This window comes from Aggregicoccus sp. 17bor-14, assembly GCF_009659535.1.
GTDB lineage: Bacteria > Myxococcota > Myxococcia > Myxococcales > Myxococcaceae > Aggregicoccus.
This window is the reverse complement of record NZ_VJZZ01000015.1, coordinates 117,920-137,477: the sequence shown is the minus strand read 5'-3', so window position 1 is coordinate 137,477 and position 19,558 is coordinate 117,920. Positions and strand designations below refer to the sequence as shown.

General features: G+C 72.9%; 18 protein-coding genes. 4 read left to right on the top strand and 14 right to left on the bottom strand.

Going from position 1 to position 19,558, the window contains the following annotated elements:
• Positions 1–7: 7 nt before the first annotated feature.
• From FGE12_RS24685 to FGE12_RS24665, 5 genes are all read right to left on the bottom strand, one after another.
• A complete protein-coding gene (locus FGE12_RS24685; RefSeq protein ID WP_153869041.1) occupies positions 8–709 on the bottom strand; it encodes a RibD family protein in 702 nt (233 codons plus the stop codon).
• The gene (locus tag FGE12_RS24680; RefSeq protein ID WP_153869040.1) at positions 709–2,343 is read right to left on the bottom strand and encodes a sodium:proton antiporter; all 1,635 of its coding nucleotides are present in this window, start codon (positions 2,341–2,343) and stop codon (positions 709–711) included. Before FGE12_RS24680 ends, FGE12_RS24685 begins: the two co-directional genes overlap by 1 nt.
• 109 nt (positions 2,344–2,452) lie before the next feature.
• Entirely contained in the window at positions 2,453–3,205 is a 753-nt protein-coding gene (locus FGE12_RS24675) for a carboxymuconolactone decarboxylase family protein (protein ID WP_153869039.1), read from the bottom strand.
• Positions 3,206–3,218: 13 nt separating this feature from the next.
• Positions 3,219–4,196, bottom strand: a complete 978-nt coding sequence (locus FGE12_RS24670) for an aldo/keto reductase (RefSeq protein ID WP_228531076.1) — start codon at positions 4,194–4,196, stop codon at positions 3,219–3,221.
• Positions 4,197–4,220: 24 nt separating this feature from the next.
• A complete protein-coding gene (locus tag FGE12_RS24665) occupies positions 4,221–5,270 on the bottom strand; it encodes an NAD(P)-dependent alcohol dehydrogenase (RefSeq protein WP_153869037.1) in 1,050 nt (349 codons plus the stop codon).
• A gap of 110 nt (positions 5,271–5,380) precedes the next feature.
• On the opposite strand from FGE12_RS24665, the gene FGE12_RS24660 reads away from it, so the two are divergent.
• The gene (locus tag FGE12_RS24660; protein ID WP_153869036.1) at positions 5,381–6,277 is read left to right on the top strand and encodes a LysR family transcriptional regulator; all 897 of its coding nucleotides are present in this window, start codon (positions 5,381–5,383) and stop codon (positions 6,275–6,277) included.
• On the opposite strand, the gene FGE12_RS24655 is transcribed toward FGE12_RS24660, so the two are convergent.
• From FGE12_RS24655 to proC, 3 genes are all read right to left on the bottom strand, one after another.
• A complete protein-coding gene (locus FGE12_RS24655) occupies positions 6,274–6,642 on the bottom strand; it encodes a response regulator (RefSeq protein WP_194798240.1) in 369 nt (122 codons plus the stop codon). The two genes, FGE12_RS24660 and FGE12_RS24655, sit on opposite strands and share 4 nt — an antisense overlap.
• A 120-nt stretch (positions 6,643–6,762) precedes the next feature.
• Positions 6,763–8,010: a DUF4185 domain-containing protein gene (locus tag FGE12_RS24650; RefSeq protein ID WP_228531062.1), complete on the bottom strand. Its 1,248-nt coding sequence runs from the start codon at positions 8,008–8,010 to the stop codon at positions 6,763–6,765.
• Positions 8,011–8,209: 199 nt separating this feature from the next.
• Positions 8,210–9,028: a pyrroline-5-carboxylate reductase gene (gene proC, locus FGE12_RS24645; protein WP_153869033.1), complete on the bottom strand. Its 819-nt coding sequence runs from the start codon at positions 9,026–9,028 to the stop codon at positions 8,210–8,212.
• 85 nt (positions 9,029–9,113) lie between these two features.
• On the opposite strand from proC, the gene proB reads away from it, so the two are divergent.
• Together proB and FGE12_RS24635 are read left to right on the top strand one after the other, a co-directional pair.
• Positions 9,114–10,286 carry a glutamate 5-kinase gene (gene proB, locus FGE12_RS24640; RefSeq protein ID WP_153869032.1) on the top strand — a complete coding sequence of 391 codons (1,173 nt, stop codon included), beginning with the start codon at positions 9,114–9,116 and terminating at the stop codon, positions 10,284–10,286.
• A complete protein-coding gene (locus FGE12_RS24635; RefSeq protein ID WP_153869031.1) occupies positions 10,283–11,614 on the top strand; it encodes a glutamate-5-semialdehyde dehydrogenase in 1,332 nt (443 codons plus the stop codon). The genes proB and FGE12_RS24635 overlap by 4 nt, the downstream gene beginning before the upstream one ends.
• 4 nt (positions 11,615–11,618) lie before the next feature.
• Here the strand turns inward: FGE12_RS24635 and ilvA are convergent, their stop codons facing one another.
• A complete protein-coding gene (ilvA, locus tag FGE12_RS24630) occupies positions 11,619–12,851 on the bottom strand; it encodes a threonine ammonia-lyase (RefSeq protein WP_153869030.1) in 1,233 nt (410 codons plus the stop codon).
• Positions 12,852–12,872: 21 nt separating this feature from the next.
• Positions 12,873–14,456 carry a pseudouridine synthase gene (locus FGE12_RS24625; protein ID WP_370459136.1) on the bottom strand — a complete coding sequence of 528 codons (1,584 nt, stop codon included), beginning with the start codon at positions 14,454–14,456 and terminating at the stop codon, positions 12,873–12,875.
• Positions 14,457–14,531: 75 nt separating this feature from the next.
• On the opposite strand from FGE12_RS24625, the gene xdhC reads away from it, so the two are divergent.
• On the top strand, positions 14,532–15,341 hold the full coding sequence (gene xdhC, locus FGE12_RS24620; protein ID WP_153869029.1) for a xanthine dehydrogenase accessory protein XdhC: 810 nt from the start codon (positions 14,532–14,534) through the stop codon (positions 15,339–15,341).
• A 52-nt stretch (positions 15,342–15,393) separates the two neighbouring features.
• Here the strand turns inward: xdhC and FGE12_RS24615 are convergent, their stop codons facing one another.
• From FGE12_RS24615 to FGE12_RS24600, 4 genes are read right to left on the bottom strand one after another with little or no spacing between them, the layout of a single operon-like run.
• Positions 15,394–16,023 carry an NTP transferase domain-containing protein gene (locus FGE12_RS24615; protein ID WP_153869028.1) on the bottom strand — a complete coding sequence of 210 codons (630 nt, stop codon included), beginning with the start codon at positions 16,021–16,023 and terminating at the stop codon, positions 15,394–15,396.
• Positions 16,020–18,314, bottom strand: a complete 2,295-nt coding sequence (locus tag FGE12_RS24610) for a molybdopterin cofactor-binding domain-containing protein (protein ID WP_194798239.1) — start codon at positions 18,312–18,314, stop codon at positions 16,020–16,022. The genes FGE12_RS24615 and FGE12_RS24610 overlap by 4 nt, the downstream gene beginning before the upstream one ends.
• Complete coding sequence (locus FGE12_RS24605; protein WP_194798238.1) at positions 18,311–18,793, bottom strand: (2Fe-2S)-binding protein; 483 nt, start codon at positions 18,791–18,793, stop codon at positions 18,311–18,313. Before FGE12_RS24605 ends, FGE12_RS24610 begins: the two co-directional genes overlap by 4 nt.
• On the bottom strand, positions 18,790–19,476 hold the full coding sequence (locus FGE12_RS24600; protein WP_194798237.1) for an Isoquinoline 1-oxidoreductase subunit: 687 nt from the start codon (positions 19,474–19,476) through the stop codon (positions 18,790–18,792). The genes FGE12_RS24605 and FGE12_RS24600 overlap by 4 nt, the downstream gene beginning before the upstream one ends.
• Between the last annotated feature and the right edge of the window lie 82 nt (positions 19,477–19,558).

Genomic DNA, 19,558 nt, shown 5'->3' with positions numbered 1-19,558 from the left:
TGCAGTGTCACCGCTCCAGCGTGTACCGCAGCCAGAGCAGGTCGCCCGAGCGCCTCTCGAAGGACTCGAGCTTCAGGTGGCGCACCGCCCCCCTTCCCTCCTTCGCATCGAAGAGGGTCGGCGTGCCGATGGAGCCGTCCGCAACGGGCGCCACGAGCACGCTCAGCTCGTCGATGAGGCCCGCAGCGAGGAAGGAGCCGTTGATGCCACCGCCCCCCTCCAGCAGCAGCTTCTCGATTCCGAACTCCTTGCGCAGCTTCCGAAGGACCCGTCCCAGGTTCACCTCGGTCTTGCCCCCGAAGACGTAGGTGACGCCCTTGGCCTGCAGGAAGGCGAGGTAGTCGTCCGAGACCTGCTCGGTGAGCACCGTGATGACGTGCTCGTCGTCGATGGCGCTCGACTTCCAGGTGAGCTTTCCGGACGGGTCGAGCGCGATGGCGTAGGACCCGGCGTCGCGCTTCGCGATGAAGTCCTTGCGCGGAATGGGGCTTCCCTTCTTGCGCACCGGCACCCGGGCCTTGCCGGCGTAGGGCTCCATGGAGATGCGGCCGATCATCCAGGCGCTGGCACCGAAGGTCTGGGCCGTGCCCTCGTACTCCTCGTAGACGCTGGCCGGCAGGTCCCAGCGCCGGGTCACGATGCGTCCGTCGATGGACGGCACCATGTGGCAGATCACATACGGCCGCTGGGAGTCGCGCTGGGTTGCCATCAAGCCCTCTCGGTGGAGCCGGTGTCGGGTTCGAGCTGCTGCAGGTCGAGCTCCTCGAGGTCGAGCTCCTGCTCGATGCGCTGGAAGGCGGCGTCACCGATCGTGCCGTCCGCGCGCAGGGCGATGAGCCGCTGCCGCTCCGCCCCCGCCGCCTTGCGCGCGAGCGCCGTCGCGGCGGCGAAGCTCGTGCCGTCCGGCGCGCTCTGCCGTGCGGCAGGTTTCCCGTCCGCGGCCAGATCTGCCTCCGCCCGCCGCAGCCGGGCCTGGTAGCGGCGGCGCAGCAGCTCCGCCATCTCGTCCTCCGAAGGCGCCGATGCGGCGGTCAGCGCGGCCCGCAGCGTCTCCACGCGGGCGAGCCGCACCTCGCGCTCCACCGAGCCGTCGTCCCGCAGCTTCAGCGCCCGGATGAGCGGGCGCAGGGTCATCCCCTGCACGACCAGCGTCCCGAGCACGACGGAGAAGGCGGTGAAGAGGATGAGGTCCCGGAAAGGAAATGCGTGGGCATTCCCGTCCCCCGCAGGCAGCGCGAGCGCGGCGGCCAGGGTCACGATGCCGCGCATGCCGCACCAGCCCACGACCGCCGCAGCGCCCCGGGACAGACCCACCGTGTCGCGCCGGCCGCCCTTGGCACCCGCCTCGCCCTGGCACCGCCAGCGGCTGACGCCCGCAGCGAGCATCACCCAGGCGATGCGCGCGAGGATGGTCGCGAGGCACACCGCCGCCGCGATGCCCGCGTAGCGGAAGAGCGTGGGCCGGTCGATGCGCTCGAGGATCCCCTTGAGCTGGAAGCCCACCAGGATGAAGGCGAGGACGTTGAGCACGAAGACCGCGAACTCCCACACCGCGTAGGAGGGAATGCGCAGGCGCGCCGGCGTCAGCTCCGCGGAGCGTCGGGCGGAGGCCATCGCGAAGACGACGACCGTGAGGATGCCGGAGAGGTGCAGCTGCTCGGCGAGCATCCACACGCCGAAGGTTCCGCAGAACTGGACGACCACGGCGATCGCGACGTCTTCGATGCGAGCGATCAACTGGATGATCACCCGCGACAGCACGAGCCCCAGAACCACGCTGCCCACGGTGACGACCAGCAGCAGCGGGATGGCGCTCATCGGAGAGAGGGAGCCGGCGACCGCGGCCCCGACGGCGAGCCGGTAGACGAGCAGCGCGCTCGCGTCGTTGAAGAGGCTCTCCCCTTCCAGGATGACGAGGAGCCGGTGCGGAGGCCGCAGCTGCTTCAGCACCGCGGTCGCCGCCGCCGCATCCGGTGGCGCGACGATGGCACCGAGCGCGATGGCGACCGCCCAGGACATGTCCGGGACGAGCAGCCGCGCCACCCCCGCCACCACGAAGATGGTGAGCGCGACCGCGCCGATGGCGAGGCCCGCGATGGTGCGCCAGTTCGCCGCCATGTCGCGCGGGGACGAGTCGAACGCGGCGTCCAGCAGCACGGGCGCGACGAACAGGGTGAGCGCGAGCTCGGGGTCCAGCACCAGCGTCGGCGTGCCGGGAACCAGCGCGAGCGCAGCGCCGGCGAGCGCCACCATCGCAGGGTACGGCGTTCCCAGGCGCCGCGAGAGCGCCGTGAGCCCCGCGCCACCGAGCAGCAGGGCGATGATGATCTCGAAGACGAGCATGCGCGATGGACCTCGGCGAGCGGGCAATCGTGCTTCTACCACTGCCTGCGAGCCACGCTCGGCTCGAAGAGGGCCTGGGGTCAACAACAACCGGGGCCGAGGGCGAGGCTCAGCGCGAGGTGCCCTCGTTGATGACGCGCAGCGCGTTGAGCGTGCGCGGGTAGCCGATGAAGGGGAGCAGCTGCGTCACGGCGCCGACGAGCGCGCGCCGGTCGTTGCCTGCCGCGAGGTTGCCTGCGACATGGCCCGCGAGCTGCGGCTCGCAGCCTCCCAGCGCCGCGAGCATGGCCAGGGTCAGCAGCTCGCGGGTCTTCAGGTCCAGCCCCTGGCGCGTGAGGTAGTCGCCGAAGCAGTTGGCGGAGAGGAATTCCTGGATGTGGAGCTGATCCTTCGGCGACTGCGCGTACATCTTGTCGATGACGTCGCCGAAGAGGCGCTTCTGCACGGCGAGCCCCTTCTCGCGGCGAGTCTCGGGGCTCGTCGTGGACTGTCGCTCCAGCGGCAGCGAGATGCCGCGGCTGCGCAGTACCTCGTTGGTGGCGTGGAGGAAGTCGAACACCTTGGCCATGCCCACGTAGGGCACGGCCTGGTAGACGAGCTCCTTCACCTCCACCGGCGTCACGCCGACCTCGAGCGCGGCACCGAGCATCACGCGGTACTCGGCGACGGCGTGCGAGGCGATGATTCCCGCGAGCTGCACCATGAGGCGGGTCCTCTCGTCCAGCGCCTCCTCCCGGAGCACCTCGTCGAAGGCCCAGTTGTCGAAGAGCTCGACCAGCTCGGGATCGGTCTCCTTCAGGGTGGACTCACGCCCGGGGAAGAGGGCGGCGTGGTTGCGCTGTGCGCGCTCGGTAATGGCCATGGCGTCTGGGTCCTCAGCGATCGACCATCGCCATCTGGGGGGCGCTGTAGCGGGGGCCGGTGGTCGGCGGAAGGGCCGCATCGAGCTGCGCCGTCTCGGCGGGAGAGAGCTTCAGGTTCGCCGCGGCGACGTTCTCCTCCAGGTACTTGCGGCGCTTGGTGCCCGGGATGGGAGCGACGTCCTCGCCGCGCCCCAGCAGCCACGCCAATGCCACCTGTCCCGGCGTTGCGCCCCTCTTCTTGGCCAGCTCCTGCACGGTGGTGGCGATGCGCATGTTCGCGTCGTAGTTCGCGCCCTGGTAGCGCGGGTCGTTGCGGCGGAAGTCCCCCTCGGGGAGCGACTCCGCCCGCGGAACCGTGCCGGTGAGGAAGCCGCGGCCCAGCGGCGAGAAGGGCACCAGGCCGATGCCCAGCTCGCGCAGCGTCGGGATGATGCGCTCCTCGAGGTTGCGCTCCCACAGCGAGTACTCGCTCTGCAGGGCGGAGATGGGGTGCACCGCGTGGGCACGGCGGATGCTGCCCTCCCCTGCCTCGGACAGGCCGAGGTAGCGCACCTTGCCCTCGCGCACGAGCTCGGCCATCGCGCCCACGGTGTCCTCGATGGGCACCTGCTTGTCCACGCGGTGCTGGTAGAGCAGGTCGATGCGGTCCGTCTGCAGCCGGCGCAGCGAGGCCTCCACCACCTCGCGCACGTGCTCCGGGCGGCTGTCCAGGCCGGTGATCTTCCCGCCCTCGATGCGGAAGCCGAACTTGGTCGCGATGACGGCCCGCTCGCGCCGTCCCTTCAGCGCCCGGCCCAGCAGCTCCTCGTTGTGGAAGGGGCCGTAGACCTCGGCGGTGTCGAAGAAGGTCACCCCCAGCTCGAGCGCCCGGTCGAGCGTCGCGAGCGACTCAGCCTCGTCCGGGGTGCCGTAGGACTGGCTCATCCCCATGCAGCCGAGTCCCAGCTCCGAGACCTCGAGCCCCTGCCTTCCCAACCTGCGCTTCTTCAGCATGGTGTCTCCTTTCCTTTCCACTCAGCGCTTCAAGCTCGCCATGTCGATGACGAAGCGGTAGCGCACGTCGCTCTTGAGTACCCGCTCGTATGCCGCGTTCACCTGCTGCACCGGGATGAGCTCGATGTCGGAGGCGATGCCGTGCTTCGCGCAGTGGTCGAGCATCTCCTGCGTCTCGGCGATGCCGCCGATGACCGAGCCCAGGAGCCGCCGGCCGCCGAGGATGAGGCTGAAGGCGTGCAGCTGCGTGGGCTCTGGCGGCGCACCCACGATGGCCATGGTGCCGCGCGGGCGCAGCAGCCCGAGGTAGGCGTTGTAGTCGTGCGGCGCGCTGACGGTGTCGAGGATGACGTCGAACTGGCCTGCCAGGCGCTCGAAGACCTTGGGGTCCTTCGTCACCACGAAGTCGGTGGCGCCGAGGCGGCGCGCGTCCGCCTCCTTGCTCCCCGAGGTGCTGAACACGGTGACGTGCGCGCCCATCGAGGCCGCGAGCTTCACGCCCATGTGGCCGAGGCCGCCGAGCCCCACCACGCCCACGCGGTCGCCCTTCTTCACGCCCACCTGGCGCAGCGGCGAGTAGGTGGTGATGCCCGCGCACAGCAGGGGCGCTGCGGCCGCGGGGTCCAATCCCTCCGGAATCCGCAGGGCCATGCGCTCGTCCAGCACGATGCGCGCCGAGTAGCCGCCGTAGGTCGGCGTCTTCCTGTCCATCTCGGTGCTGTTGTAGGTGCCCGCCATGCCCTTCTCGCAGAACTGCTCGAGGTCCTCCTTGCAGCGCGCGCAGGCGTGGCACGAGTCCACCATGCAGCCCACTCCGGCGAGCTCGCCCACCTTGAGCTTGCGCGCCTCACTGCCCACCTGCACGACGCGGCCCACGATCTCGTGGCCGGGCACCATGGGGAACACACCCCCGCCCCACTCGTCTCGCGCCTGGTGGATGTCCGAGTGGCAGATGCCGCAGTAGAGGACGTCGAGGACCACGTCGCGCGGACCCGGCTCGCGGCGCTCGACCGTCATCGGCGCGAGGGGCTTGCCTGCTGCGGGGGCGCCATAAGCTTGAACCTTCTGCATCTCGTCTCTCCTGGGTGAAGGGCTGTGCTCCGATGCACCCAGAGATACGCCCCGCCCTCGCGCGGCAGTAGACGCCGGCTGGTGGATGGGCTTTGAAGCAGGGCTTCACAATGAAGACCGCGCTCCTCCCCCAGCTGCAGGTGTTCCTCACCGTCGCCCGGCTGCGCAGCTTCAGCGCGGCGGCGCGCGAGCTCGGCGTGTCCGCGTCCGCGGTGAGCCAGTCGGTGCGCCAGCTCGAGGAGCAGCTGCAGGTGGTGCTGCTCACCCGCACGACACGCAGCGTGGCCCTGACGGAGGCGGGGCGCCGCCTGGTGGAGAGCGCGGGCCCGGGCATGAGCCAGGCGCTCGCCGCGCTGGGGGAGGCGGCCGCCCGTCCCGGCGAGGTGGTGGGCCGGCTGAAGCTCTCCGTGCCGCGCTCCTCCGTCCCCTTCCTCATCACGCCGGTGCTGCCCACCTTCTGCGCGCGCCACCCGCGCATCGAGGTGGAGGTGGTGATCGAGGAGCGCTTCGTGGACATCGTGGCCGAGGGCTACGACGCGGGCGTGCGGCTGAGCGAGTCCATCGAGCGGGACATGGTGCAGGTTCGGCTCACGGACGCCTTCCGCTTCGTCGTGGTGGGCTCCCCCGACTACCTCGCCCGGCACGGGACGCCCGAGCGCCCCGAGGACCTGCTGCGCCACGAGTGCATCACCTTCCGCTCGCAGACGCGCGGAACGCTGTACGCGTGGGAACTGGAGCGCGGGCGGCGCAACTGGCGCATCCCCGTGCGCGGAAGCGTGGTGACCAACGACAACGCGCTGAGCGTGTCGCTCGCCGCCCAGGGGCTGGGGCTCGCCTACGCCTTCGAGCCCTCGGCGATGGAGCAGGTGCGCGCGGGGAAGCTCGTGCGGGTGCTGGAGGCGTACGCGCCCACCGTGCCCGGCTTCTTCCTCTACTACCCGAGCCGCGCCCAGCGCTCCGGGCCCTTGCGCCTCTTCGTGGAGACCGCGAAGGCGCTGACCGTCTAGCCGCAGGCCTGCTTCACGGCGTCCAGCAGCTCGGCCATCTGGAAGGGCTTGGCGAGCAGGGCCTGCACCGGGAGCCGGGGGAGCGGCTGCATCGCGGTGATCACCACGATGCGCACGTCTCCCAGCGCGTCGGAGCTCTTGAGCCGCTCGATGAACTCCTCGCCGGTCATCGTGGGCATGGCGAGGTCCAGCACCACCGTGCAGGGCCGGGTGGGCTCCAGCGAGAGCTCGAGCAGGGCCTCGCGCCCGTCCGCCGCCGCGCGCACCCGGTAGCCCGCGAGCACCAGCGCCTCGGCGATCGCACGCCGCAGCGCGAAGTCGTCCTCCACCACCAGCACCAGCCCCCGTGAGTTCCGCTTCGGCACGCTGGGCCTCCTACACGTCCGCGGGCGGCTCGACAAGGTTTGAGCAAGAACCTTATCGCCGCCCGTCCGCTGGCGGGCGCTCGCCGGGACAGGCCCCGGCCCTCCGGCCCCCAGGCGGGCTCAGAGCACCTCGCGCGCGAGCGGCTGCGGCCCGGTGGGCTCGCGCTTCACGACCTCGGGAGAGGCCGAGGCGCCGTCCGCCCGCGTGAGCTCCGCCTTGTACCAGGAGACGTTGTAGGGCCCCCACGCGGACAGGGAGAAGTACACGGTGCGGCCGCCGTCGCGCACGTACTGCTCGGCCATGAAGGGCGCGTAGGCGCCCGGGGCGTCGGCCGCGTCGAGCACCTTCACCGCGGGGCCCCAGGGCCCCCACGGCGCGAGCCCCTCGCGCATCACGATGCCCGTGCCCTCCTTGAGGTAGCTCATCAGCCAGTGGCCGAGGTACGCGTTCCACACCACCGAGAGCTCCCCGGTGGTGTCGTCCACGACGCGCCGGGCCTGGGCCTGGCTCGCGCTCCAGCGGGGGGCGCCCTTCGCGTCCGTCCCCTGGAAGTAGCGGTAGGCCGCGGGCGACTCGACCTGCGAGGCCGGCACCTTCATCAGCGACACGCCGCCGAAGCGCCCGTGCGTGGTGCCCCAGAAGTAGAGCCAGTCCGCCCCGTCCTCGCGCACGGTGGCAGGCGCCACCTGCACGAAGCTGCTCTCACCGCCCCAGCGCGGCGCGTCCAGCACCGTCCAGGTGCGCCCCTCGTCGGTGGACTTCGCGAGCCCCGCGAAGTTCGTCTCCCACTCGCCGGGCTTGCCCCAGTGCCGCACCGACATCCAGTGCAGGTACATGGTGTCCCCCGCGGCGAAGCCGTGGGTAGGGATGACGGTCATCTCGTCGCCGTCCACCTTCTTGGAGGGCACCAGCTGCCGGGCCCTGCCGCGCCCGTCCACGAGCATCCCGTCGAAGGTGATGCCGTCGGTGGGGTCCGTGTCGCGCGTGTACGCGATGGTGTTGGAGCGCCACTGCGCGCCGCCCGCCCCGATGCTCCCCTTCTCGCGCTTGCCGAAGGTGTCGCCGAAGACGAACCAGGTGCGGCCGCCGAAGGAGAACATGGAGCCGAGGTCGGTCCCCTCGATGCCGTAACGCTCCGTGGCGTTGGGCGAGCCCACGCCGGTGAGCCCCGCGATGCGCTGCACGCCACCCACCGAGCGCAGGACGAAGGGAGCGTCCGGCGCGACCGAGAGGCGCGGGTCGCGCTCGGAGGTCCCCGGGGCGGAGGCCGAGGCCGCGGCAGACGCCAGGGCCGCGCCGAGCAGGAGGCAGAGGACGGTGCTGCGGGTGCAGAGGCGCTGCGCCTCGGGACGGTACGGCTGTGACAACGTTCGGACCTCGGACCCGTCGACACGCGCTTCGCGTGGAGCGACGGCAGCTTGCGCGTGCTCCACCGCGGAGCATCGGAGCGCGGCATTATCCGGGCCCCTGTTCCCGAGGGGAATGTGGGCAGGGCTCCGCCTGCGCAGAGGTGCGCGCGCCCGCACCTCCCGGCACATGCGCGCCCCACGCTGCGAGCTTGGCCGCCTACTTCTGGCCGAGCCTGCCTGCTACCCGCGTGCACTCCTCGATGGTTCGCGCGAGCACCGAGCGGATGCGCCCGTCCTCCATGGTGAGCAGCCCCGCGATGGTGCAGCCGGCCGGCGTGGTCACCTGGTCGCGCAGGGCGGCCGGGTGCAGCCCGGCCTCGAGCACCATGCGCGCCGAGCCCTGGAACATCTGCGCGGCGATCTGGATGGCGATGTCACGGCGCAGCCCCATCATCACCCCACCGTCCGCGAGCGCCTCGAGGATGACGTAGGCGAACGCGGGGCCGCTCGAGTTGAGGCTGGTCACCGCGTCCATGTGCTTGTCCTCGAGCTCGAGGCAGCGGCCCACCGCGCGGAAGATCTCCATCGCCACCTCCGCGTGCGCGTCGGTGACGCCCGTGTCGCGCGCGATGACCGTCATCCCCTCGCCGATGAGCGCCGGCGTGTTGGGCATGGCGCGGATGAGCGCGCTCTGCGGCAGCCAGCCGCGCAGCTGCTCGAGCCGTACGCCCGCCGCCACGCTGACGACGAGCTTTCCCGCGAGCGCCTCGCGCATCGGCTCGGTGCCCAGCACCGCCGCGAGCTGCTGCGGCTTGAGCGCCACCAGCACCACGTCCGCGCCGCGCGCGGCCTGCAGGTTGTCCGTGGTGGCCGAGACCTCGTGGCGCCTGCGCAGCGCCTCCGCCACCTCGGGCCGGCGCGCCGTCACCGTCACCTGCGCGGGCGTCACCCTCCCTGCGCGAAACAACCCCTTGAGGATGGCCTCCCCGAGCGTGCCGCAGCCCAGGATCGCAAGCTTCCAGTTCCCGTCGAGCATGTCCCCCTCCAACTCTTCAGCGAGGACAGAAGGCTCGTGCCGACGTCCACTCGGGGCACCTGTGCCCGCGTGCTAGAGAGGCGCCATGTTAACAGCACGCGAGCAGCTGAGGGACGCGCACCGCATCGTGGTGAAGCTGGGGACGCAGGTGGTGACCCACGACGGTGTGGAGCTCGCGCTGGGGCGGCTGATGGGGCTGGTGGAGAGCCTCGCGCGGCTGCGCAAGGCGGGGCGCGAGGTGGTGCTCGTCTCCAGCGGCGCGGTGGGCATGGGGCGGCGGGTGCTGGGGCTCACCGAGCGTCCGCGCTCGCTCGGGCTGCGCCAGGCCTGCGCTGCCGTGGGCCAGGGGCACCTGATGGCCGTCTACACCCAGGCCTTCACCCAGCTGGGCGTGGTCGCGGCGCAGGTGCTGCTCACGCAAGGGGACCTCGCGGACCGCGACCGCGCCCTGTGCCTGCGCACCACGCTGATGCGCCTGCTGGGCCTGGGCGTCATCCCCGTGCTCAACGAGAACGACAGCGTGAGCGTGCGCGAGCTGGTGGAGTACCAGCGCAGCCAGGAGGGCGCCGCAGCGGGCGCGGAGGTGGTCACGACGTTTGGCGACAACGACGGCCTCTCCGCGCGCGTGGCGAGCAGCCTGGACGCGGACCTCCTCGTGCTGCTCACCGACGTGGAGGGCCTCTACACGGCGAACCCTGCCACCGACCCCTCGGCGCAGCTGGTGCGCGAGCTCTCGCGCGTGGACGACACCGCGCTCGCCATGGCGGGGGGTGGCTCGGCGGGCGGCACCGGCGGCATGTCCAGCAAGCTGGAGGCAGCGCGCCTCGCCTCGGCGGAGGGCACGGCGGTGCTCATCGCGAGCGGCGCGGCGCCGCGGGTGCTCGAGCGCGCGCTCGCGGGCGAGGCCGTGGGCACGCTCGTCGCAGCGCAGCGGCGCGGGGCGCGCTGGCGGCACATCGCGGTCTCCGGGCGCCAGCAGGGCGCCCTCGTCATCAGCGACGGCGCGGTGCGCGCGCTGCTCGAGCGCAAGGCCTCGCTGCTGCCGGTGGGCGTGACGGCGGTGGAGGGAGACTTCGCCAAGGGGGACGTGGTGGAGGTGCGCGATGGCAGCGGCCGGGTGCTCGGCCGCGGGCTGGTGAACTACCCCGCAGCGGCCTGTCGGGCGCTGCAGGGCCGGCACAGCGAGGACATCGCCTCCGTGCTCGGCTGGCGCGGCTACGACGCGCTGGTGACCCGCGACAACCTGGTGCTCGGATGAGCGGCACGGAGGCCAAGGTGGACCTGAAGGGAGAGCTGGAGCGCACGGCGCACGCGGCCCGTGCCGCGGGGCAGCAGCTGATCGCCCGCACGGGCGAGGAGCGCGCCGCCCTGCTCTCGGCGCTCGCGCAGGTGCTGGAGCGGCCCGAGGCCCGCGCCTCCATCCTCGAGGCCAACGCGCGCGACGTCGCCCGCGCGCGCGAGGCCGAGGCGCGCGGCACGCTCGCTCCTGCGCTGGTGAAGCGGCTGGTGCTGGACGGCGCGAAGCTGCAGGGCCTCTGCGAGGGGCTGCGGCAGCTCGCGGCGCAGGAGGACCTCGTCGGCCGCGTGCAGGTGCACCGCGAGCTGGACACGGGGCTCGTGCTGCAGCGGGTGAGCTGCCCGCTCGGGGTGCTGGGGGTGGTGTTCGAGTCGCGGCCGGACGCGCTCGTGCAGATCGTGAGCCTCGCCCTGCGCAGCGCCAACGCGGTGCTGCTCAAGGGGGGCAAGGAGGCACTGGAGACCAACCGCGCCCTCACCGCCTGCGTGCACGAGGTGCTCGAAGCCCACGGCGTCCCGCGCGAGGCGGTGGTGCTGCTCGAGGACCGGGCCGCGGTGGATGCGCTGCTCGCGCTCGAGCGCGGCGTAGACCTGGTGGTGGCGCGCGGCGGCAGCGAGTTCGTGCGGCACGTGCGCGCGCTCGCCCGGATGCCGGTGCTCGCCCACGCGGACGGGCTGTGCCACCTGTACCTGCACGCGGGCGCCGAGCCCGGGATGGCCGCGCGCCTCGCCCTGGACGCGAAGTGCAGCTACCCGGCGGCCTGCAACAGCATCGAGACGCTGCTCTGGGAACCCGGAGCAGAAGGCGCGCTCGCGGCCTGCGTGCAGGTGCTCGCCGCGGCCGGCGTGGAGCTGCGCGCGGATGCGGCCACCCGCGCGCGTCACCCTGCCCTGAAGGAGGCGACGGACGCGGACTGGGACACCGAGTACAGCGCCCTGGTGCTCTCGCTGCGCTGCGTGAGCGGGCTGGACGAGGCGCTCGCGCACATCGCGCAGCACGGCTCGCGGCACACGGAGGCCATCGTCACGCAGGACGCTCGGGCGGCCGCCCGCTTCCTCGCCGAGGTCGACGCCGGCAGCGTGTTCCACAACGCGAGCACCCGCTTCGCGGACGGCTTCCGCTACGGGCTGGGCGCGGAGGTCGGCATCAGCACGGAGAAGCTGCACGCGCGCGGGCCCGTCGGCGTGGAGGGGCTGCTCACCTATCGCTGGCTCCTGCGCGGAGAGGGACAGGTGGCGAGCGACTACGGCCCCACCGGGCGCCGCTTCACCCACCGCGACCTGCCCTAGCAGCTCACTCGGGCCACTGCTCGCGGCCCTCGCGCTCCATGTGGTAGCCGGCCTCCGCGAGGTTCTTCATCACCTCGCGGCCGTGCTCCTCGTCGCGCACCTCGAGCACCAGCTCGATGCCCACGCGGTCCACCGGTGCGAGCCACATGGCGCGGCGGTGGAAGATGTCGATCACGTTCGCGCCCGCGCGCGCGCAGCGCTCGATGAGCGGGGCCAGGTTTCCGGGGCGATCGTCCACCGAGGTGCGCAAGAGCAGGTAGCGGCCCTGCTTCACCATCACCTGCTCGATGACGCGCGCGAGCAGGTTGCCGTCGATGTTGCCGCCGCCCATCACGGCGCACACCGTGTCGCCGGGGCGCACCGTCACCTTCCCTGCCAGCAGCGCCGCGACGCCCGCCGCCCCCGCGCCCTCCACTACCATGTGGGCGTTCTGCACCACGTGCGCGATGCCGCGGGCGATCTCTTCCTCGTCCACCGTCACCACGTCGTCCACCAGCTTCTGGATGATGGGCAGCGTGAGGTCGCCGGGGCGCTTCACCGCGATGCCGTCCGCGATGGTGCGCGCCTTGTGGAAGGTCACCGGCTCCCCTGCGCTGAGCGAGGCCTGCACCGGGCTGCAGCCGGCCGCCTGCACGCCCACGATGCGCACCGAGGGCATGAGCGCCTTCACCGCCGTGGCGATGCCGCCGATGAGCCCGCCGCCGCCGATGGGCACCACCAGCACGTTCATCTCCGGCAGCGCATCCACCAGCTCCATGCCGATCGTGCCCTGCCCCGCGATGGTGCGCGGATCGTTGAAGGCGTGCACGTAGGTGAGCCCGCGCTCCTCCTGAAGCTGGCGCGCGCGCACGCCGGCGTCGTCGAAGGTGGCCCCGTGCAGGATGACCTCCGCGCCGTAGCGGCGCGTGGCCGTCACCTTCGTGAGGGGCGCGCGCTCGGGCATCACGATGGTGGCGGGGATGCCCAGCAGCTTCGCCGCGAGCGCCACGCCCTGCGCGTGGTTGCCCGCCGAGTGGGCGATGACGCCGCGGGCGCGCTCCTCCGCCGTCAGGTGCTTCATCTTGTTGTAGGCGCCGCGGATCTTGAACGAGCCCGCGCGCTGGGTGCACTCGGCCTTGAGGAAGATGTGCGCACCCAGCTCCTGCGAGATGCGCTCGTCCGGGAGCACCGGGGTGGTGATGACGATGCCGTGCAGCGTGCGACGCGCGTCCTGGATGTCCGCCAGCGTGATGCTCATGGGGCTGCTCATACCAAAGCTTCAGAACGGTGGTGGGCACTCGAAGCGCAGCGGCTCGCCCGTGTGTGGGTGGACGCAGTGCAGCATTCGGGCGTGGAGCAGCAGGCGCTCTCCGCCCCGCCCGTAGAGGCGGTCTCCCACGACGGGGGCCCCGAGCCCCTGGGCGGCGTGCACGCGCAGCTGGTGTGGGTGCGTGCTGCGCGCAGTGAAGAGCACCCGCGTGCGGCCATCCGTCCGCTCGGCAACATGCCACTCGGTGAGCGCGGGACGGCCCTTCGCCTTCGGGGCCGCCCCGAGGGGCAGCGCCACGGTCCCCGAGTCCCCTTCCAGCGTCCCCTCCAGCCACGCCTCCCACTGCAGCTGCGCCTCGCGCCGTGCGAGCTGACGCCGCAGGGCGAGGTGGGCCGCCTCGTCCTTCGCGACGAGGAGCAGGCCCGAGCTCTCCGCATCCATCGCCTGCACCACCTGCAGGGCGTCCCCCGGGGAGCGGTCCTTCCGCAGCCGCACCAGCACCGAGTCGCGGGTGGGGGCATGGCGTGGCGGCTCGGACGCGAGGCCCCGCGGCTTGTCGAGCACCAGCAGCGCCGCGTCCTCGTAGAGCACGGCGAGCTGCTCTGGAGGCCGCTCCCGCGCCGCGGGGCCGGGCGTCACGTGGAGCCCCTCCAGCATGAAGGGCAGCACGCGGCCGCACTTGGCCTCGCACGCCGGGGAGTAGTCGCCCTGCCGGCGCTCTGCACCCGCCGCGTCCGCGCCCCACCAGAACTCGGCGAGCCCGAGGGGACGCAGCCCGTGGCGGTAGGCGAAGGCGAGGAGCTTCGGGGCCGCGCAGTCGCCCGCGCCGCCGGGAGGCGGCTCGGGGGCGAAGAGGCTTCCGAGGCGGCGCGTCTCGCTGCGCGCGTTGGACAGAAGGTAGGTGTCCGCGAGCTGGCGCCACAGGGTCCGGGAGCGCTCGGCGCGCAGGTGCTCGAGGGCCCGGCGCTCGGCGTCGAGCGCCTGCAGGGGAGCCTCCACGGGAGCACGCTGCGCTGCGTGGGCCACCTCGAGGCGCGCCCCCTCCTCGGCCTCGTATGCGCGCGCCGTCCGCGCCTCCGGGCCCCGCAGGTGCCTGCGCGCTTCGACATGGCCGTCTCGCAGCGCCCGGGCCTCTGCCTTTTGCGCGCGCGTGAGTGCTTCGAGCCGCTCGCGCATCGCCGTGGCGTCCCGGGAGAGCACGGCATGGCGCTCGCCGAGCGCATCCAGCTCCGCCTCGGCCGCGGGCCAGAAGGCGTCGCGAGCGGCCCCCTCGAAGACGGGCGGCACGAAGCCCTCCACCTGCCAGCGGCCCGCGAGCATTCCGGAGAAGGCGCTGAGGGAGCCCACCTGCCCGTCGGGCGTCGCCACGACGAGTACGCCGAACATCTTGCCGCCCCCGGGCTTCTGCAGCTCGCCGAGGTCCACCGGAACTGCGCCCTGCCGCAGGCGCTCCTGCAGCGTCTCTGCGGCCCTGCGCACCAGCGGTGCGGGCGGGCCCGGACGGAAGGGGTTCTCGAAGCGAACGGGGAGCTCGCTGCGCGCGGGCTGCGGTTCGAAAGGCGTCAGGAGCTCGAGGAGGGGGACGGCGCTCACGGCGCTGCTGACAGTGCCACACTCCGCAGGGGCTGCGGCTGTCGGCCTGGGAGGCGCTGGGGCAAGCTCGGACGCATGTGGGACTGGCTGACGAAGCTCACCGAGCTGACCGGAGCGGGGCTCCCGGTGGCGGTGGCCACGGTGGTGGACTGCAAGGGCTCCACGCCGCGCGAGCGCGGGGCCCGCATGCTGGTGCTGGAGGACGGCCGCTTCTTCGGGACCATCGGTGGAGGCCACCTGGAGCAGTGCGTGCTCGAGGACGCGCGCGCCACCTTGCGCAGCGGGGAGGCGCGCCTGCACCGCTATCCGCTCGGCACGAAGCTGGCCCAGTGCTGTGGAGGGGTGATGGACGTGTTCGTGGAGCCGATGAACGTGGGCCCGCGCCTCGCGCTCTTCGGGGCGGGCCACGTGGCGCAGGCGCTGTGCCAGGTGCTGCAGGGGACGCCCTTCTCTGTGGACCTGGTGGACGAGCGCGCGGAGTGGGTGGAAGCGCCGTCGCTGCCCGCCCCGGTGCGCCGGCACCATGTCGCGTGGGACGAGTTCTGTGACGGCGCGCGTTGGAGCGAGCACTCGCGCTACGTGCTGGTGATGACGCACCGGCATGACCTGGACCAGGAGATCATCGCCCACGTGCTCGGGCGCCCCACGCGCTTCATCGGGCTCATCGGCAGCCGCAGCAAGTGGGCCCGCTTCCGCCAGCGGCTCACGCTGCGTGGCATGGCCCCCGAGGCGCTCGAGCGCGTGCACTGCCCGGTGGGAGTCGACACGGGCGGCAAGGCGCCGCAGGAGGTGGCGATCAGCATCGCCGCGCAGCTGCTCCAGGTGCACTACGCCCGGGGCGCCGAGGCCACCCCGCCCTCCGTCGTCCACAGAGAGACCGCGTGAAGGTCCCCTCTTCCCCTGGGAGCGGGTCGGGGTGAGGGACGGCCGCCGCGCCTCAGCGCACCCGGCGCGCCCAGAACGTGGGCCCCCTCCCCGTCGCCCGCAGCAGCTCCTCCGCGGTGTCGAAGTCACGAGCGACCGCAGGGTCCTCCACCTCCAGCCGCACGCGCCCCTGCTCCGCCGCCTCGAGCACGTCGCGCAAGGGCGGAGGCTCCCCCGCCCCGAGGTACGCCTCGAGCAACGCTGCGCGAAGCACCACGGGATGCCCGCCCTGCCCTCGGTAGGTCGGGCTCGCGCATAGAACCTCACCCATCACCGCTCCGAGCAGCGCTAGCAGCGTCTCGACCCGTGCGGGCACCAGGTCCACAGGCGTGACGACGACGCGCTCACACGCGGGCTCGGGTCCCAACTCCCGCGCAGCCACGGCGAGCGTGTGCGCCTGCGACGCCGTCTCCGCCGCGACGAGCCTCACGTACGGCCACGACGCCAGCACCTGCGCGACCTGCCCGTGTACCTGCGGCGGCACCACGACGACCACCGGAGAGCACCCCACCTCGGCGAGCCGCGCCACGTGCTGCGCCACGAGGGGCAGCCCCTCCACGCACAGGACCGCCTTGGGCCCGCCCATGCGCCGTCCCGCGCCTGCGGCGAGCACCAGCGCCGCCGCCGCCGGCACCCCGCTCACACCTTCAGCTTCTGCATGAGGGGCAGCTCGCGCACGCGCGTCCCGGTGAGCGCGAAGAGCGCATTGGCGAGCGCAGGGGCGATGGGCGGCACGCCCGGCTCCCCCACCCCGCCCGGCGGCAGCTCGCTGCGCACCAGCTCCACGTGCGTCTTGCGCGGCGCCTCGCCGATGCGCACGAGCCGGTAGTCGCGGAAGTTCGACTGCTGCACCGCGCCCTTCATCAGGGTGATGCCGCCGAAGAGCGCGAGGCTCATCCCGAAGATGACCGAGCCCTCCATCTGCGCGCGCACGCGGTCCGGGTTGAGCACGGTGCCCGCGTCCGCCACCACCCATACTTCATCCACGTGCAGCCGCTCGTCGGGCCCACGCACCACGGAGACGACCGCCGCCACGTAGCTCACGAAGCTGCGGTGGGCAGCGAGCCCCAGACTGCGGCCCTCGGCCTTGCGCGCATCCCAGCGCGAGAGCTCCGTGACGCGCTCGATGACGTGGCGCAGCCGCCCCACGTCCACCGGGTGCTGCTCGAGCGGCAGGCCGTAGTTGGGCAGCTTCGGGATGCCGAGCTCCGCGAGCGACGCCTTGCGCGGCGGCCCGAGCAGCTCGAGCCACTGGGCGCGCGGGTCTGCCCCGCGGGCGTGGGCGAGCTCGTCCACGAAGGAGCCGATCGAGAAGGCCTGGAAGATGTTGTACACGGAGCGCAGCCAGCCGATGCGCGTGTGCGGCTCCGCGGCGCACCCCTCGGCGCTCACGTTGGGCACCGCGAGCGCGAGGTCGAGCACGCCCTGCTGCAGGTCTCCCGCGCTCGGCTGCCCCGGCCCACCGAAGGTGGTGCCGATGGGCGGGAAGGCCGTGCGGTGGCGCCAGGCCACCACCTTGTTCTGCGCATCGAGCCCCGCGCTGAGGCGCTGGGTGCTCACCGTGTTGTAGTAGTCGTGCTGCACGTCGTCCTCGCGCGTCCACTGCACGCGCACCGGGACGCCTGCCTCCTTCGCGAGGAACACGGCCTCGGCGACGAAGTCCGCCTTGGACTTGCGACCGAAGCCGCCCCCCAGGAAGGTGACGTTCACGCGCACCTGCTCCTCGGGGATGCCCGCCACGCGCGCGGCCTCGCTGCGCGCCTCCTGCGGGTTCTGGGTACAGGCCCACACCTCGCAGCGCCCGCCCTCCACCTTCGCCACGGCCGCGGGCGGCTCCATGGACGTGTGGGCGAGGTGCGGCACGTGGTACTCGGCCTCCACCACGCGCGCCGCGCGCGCGAGCGCCGCGTCCGCGTCCCCCACCTTGCGCAGCACCTTGCCGCTCTTGCCCACCGACTCGGAGAGCGTCTTGCGGAAGGCCTCCGAGTCGAAGGTGTCGTTGTCGCTGCTGCTCCAGTCGATGCCCAGCGCCGCGCGCCCCCGCATCGCTGCCCAGGTGTTGTCCGCGAGCACCGCGACGCCGCCCCAGGGCTGGAAGGCGTACGGCGGCTTCGGGTCCGGGAGCGCGAGCACCTTGCGCACGCCCGGCACGGCGAGCGCGCGCCGCGCGTCGAAGCGGTTCAGGCGCGAGCCCACCACGGGCGGGCGCGCGATGACGGCGGTGAGCATTCCGGGCAGCCGCACGTCCGCGCCGTACACGGCCTTGCCCGTCACGTAGGCGGGGCCATCTACCAGCGGCAGCGGCCCGCCCACGTTTCGCAGCTGGGAGCGCGGGCGGAGGCGCACCTCCTCGGGCGGGGGCACCGGGCGCTTTCCGGCCGCGACCGCGAGCGCGCCGAAGGCGAGGCTGCGCCTGCTCGCCGCGTGCACCACGGCGCCGTCGCGGGCCTCGCAGCTCTCGGGGCGCACGCCCCAGCGCTCGGCCGCCTCGGCCACCAGCATCTGGCGCGCGGTGGCCCCGGCGCGGAGCATGTCCTCGTAGAGCCCGCGCACGCTGTTGGAGCCGTCGGTGTTCTGGTCGCCGTAGGCCTTGTCTCCCTCGGCCTGCCGGATGCGCACGTGCGCCATGTCCGCGCCCAGCTCGTCGGCGATCAGCACCGGCAGCGAGCTGCGGATGCCCTGCCCCATCTCCGAGCGGTGGCACACGATGGTCACCTGCCCGTCCGGCGCCACGTGTACGAACACGTTGGGGTTGAGCCCCTCGCTCTTCGCCTCCTGTTCGGGCGCGCTCGTGGCGGTCTTCTCGTCCCCGCCGCCCGCGGGCTCGTTCGTCGGGGGCTGCTGCCGGTAGAAGCCCAGCGAGAGCCCCGCGGCGGAGAGGCCGAGGCCGGCGAGGAAGGTGCGGCGGGCGATGAGGCCTGCGCGCGCGCTCACCGGGACTTCTCCTCGCCCGCGTCGCCCTCGAGGCCCGCCGCCTGCTTGATGGCAGCGCGGATGCGGCCGTAGGTGCCGCAGCGGCAGAGGTTCCCGGCGAGCGACTGTTCGATCTGTGCGTCCGTGGGCTTGGGGATGCGCGAGAGCAGCGCCGCAGCCGTCATGATCTGCCCTGCCTGGCAGAAGCCGCACTGGGGCACGCCCAGGTTCACCCAGGCCTTCTGCAGGGGGTGGTTGCCGTCCGGCGAGAGCCCCTCGATGGTCGTCACCGCCTTGCCCGCGGCGCGGCCCACCGGCGTCACGCAGGAGCGCACCACCTGGCCGTCCAGGTGCACCGTGCACGCGCCGCACAGCGCCTGGCCGCAGCCGTACTTGGTGCCGGTGAGCGCGAGCACGTCGCGCAGCGCCCAGAGCAGCGGCATCTCGGGGTCTACGTCCAGCTCGCGCTCGACGCCGTTGATGCGGATGCGGACCGTCACGGCTTTGCCTCCTCCGGCGGGCACTGGGCCCCCGTGTCCACCCACGCCTGCACGAGCTTGCCGAACGCCTCCTGGGTGCCCGGCGCGGGCTCCCGCCCGTGGCCCGGCTCCCAGCCCCAGCCGACGAGCTTGTCGTGGGCGTTGTGCTCGACGAGCTGCGCGAGCGTGCGCCCGCCGTTGCGCTGGGGATCCTTGAGCTGCTCGCACAGCGAGTGCGGCGTGCGTCCCACCCACGCCATCTCGCGGGGAGCGAGGTGCCAGTTCGGCGCACCCGGCACGCGGGCGAGCGGGAGGTTGTGGTCCTGGTGGCAGCCGGTGCACTCCATCCCCACCACGCCGCGGTCGTCGGGGCCCCGCACCACGGGCGGGTCGTGAAGCTTCCACTCCATCCCCTGGTGGGGCACGTCCCCCGCGGGGTGGCAGTTCGAGCAGCGCGGGTGGAGCATCACGCGGCTGGCTTCGAGGAAGAGCGCCCGCGACCGCTCGGCCGGGTCCTGGATGGACGCGAACGACTCGAGCGGCCGCAGGGGCTTTCGCGGGCCGCTGGGAGGGACGTCGCTCGCCGCGGGCGCCGGCGCTTCCGGCGCAGGCGTGGGCGCGGGCTGGGCGTCCGAGCCGGAGCGCCGGCACGCGGCCAGGCCGGCCAGGAGAAGGGGCAGCGCGAGGCGAAGGGCAGGCTTCACGCGCACTACGCTGCCCGAGCGCCCCGCTCCCACTCCAGGGGCCCTGCGCGCCGCCCCCGGAAAGGCGACAGAGGCTGCCGCC

What these genes read in the sequence shown, in the direction of transcription:
- FGE12_RS24685 (WP_153869041.1), bottom strand. Translation starts at nt 709, where the DNA reads ATGGCAACCCAGCGCGACTCCCAGCGGCCGTATGTGATCTGCCACATG.
- FGE12_RS24680 (WP_153869040.1), bottom strand. Translation starts at nt 2,343, where the DNA reads ATGCTCGTCTTCGAGATCATCATCGCCCTGCTGCTCGGTGGCGCGGGG.
- FGE12_RS24675 (WP_153869039.1), bottom strand. Translation starts at nt 3,205, where the DNA reads ATGGCCATTACCGAGCGCGCACAGCGCAACCACGCCGCCCTCTTCCCC.
- FGE12_RS24665 (WP_153869037.1), bottom strand. Translation starts at nt 5,270, where the DNA reads ATGCAGAAGGTTCAAGCTTATGGCGCCCCCGCAGCAGGCAAGCCCCTC.
- FGE12_RS24660 (WP_153869036.1), top strand. Translation starts at nt 5,381, where the DNA reads ATGAAGACCGCGCTCCTCCCCCAGCTGCAGGTGTTCCTCACCGTCGCC.
- proC (WP_153869033.1), bottom strand. Translation starts at nt 9,028, where the DNA reads ATGCTCGACGGGAACTGGAAGCTTGCGATCCTGGGCTGCGGCACGCTC.
- proB (WP_153869032.1), top strand. Translation starts at nt 9,114, where the DNA reads ATGTTAACAGCACGCGAGCAGCTGAGGGACGCGCACCGCATCGTGGTG.
- FGE12_RS24635 (WP_153869031.1), top strand. Translation starts at nt 10,283, where the DNA reads ATGAGCGGCACGGAGGCCAAGGTGGACCTGAAGGGAGAGCTGGAGCGC.
- ilvA (WP_153869030.1), bottom strand. Translation starts at nt 12,851, where the DNA reads ATGAGCATCACGCTGGCGGACATCCAGGACGCGCGTCGCACGCTGCAC.
- xdhC (WP_153869029.1), top strand. Translation starts at nt 14,532, where the DNA reads ATGTGGGACTGGCTGACGAAGCTCACCGAGCTGACCGGAGCGGGGCTC.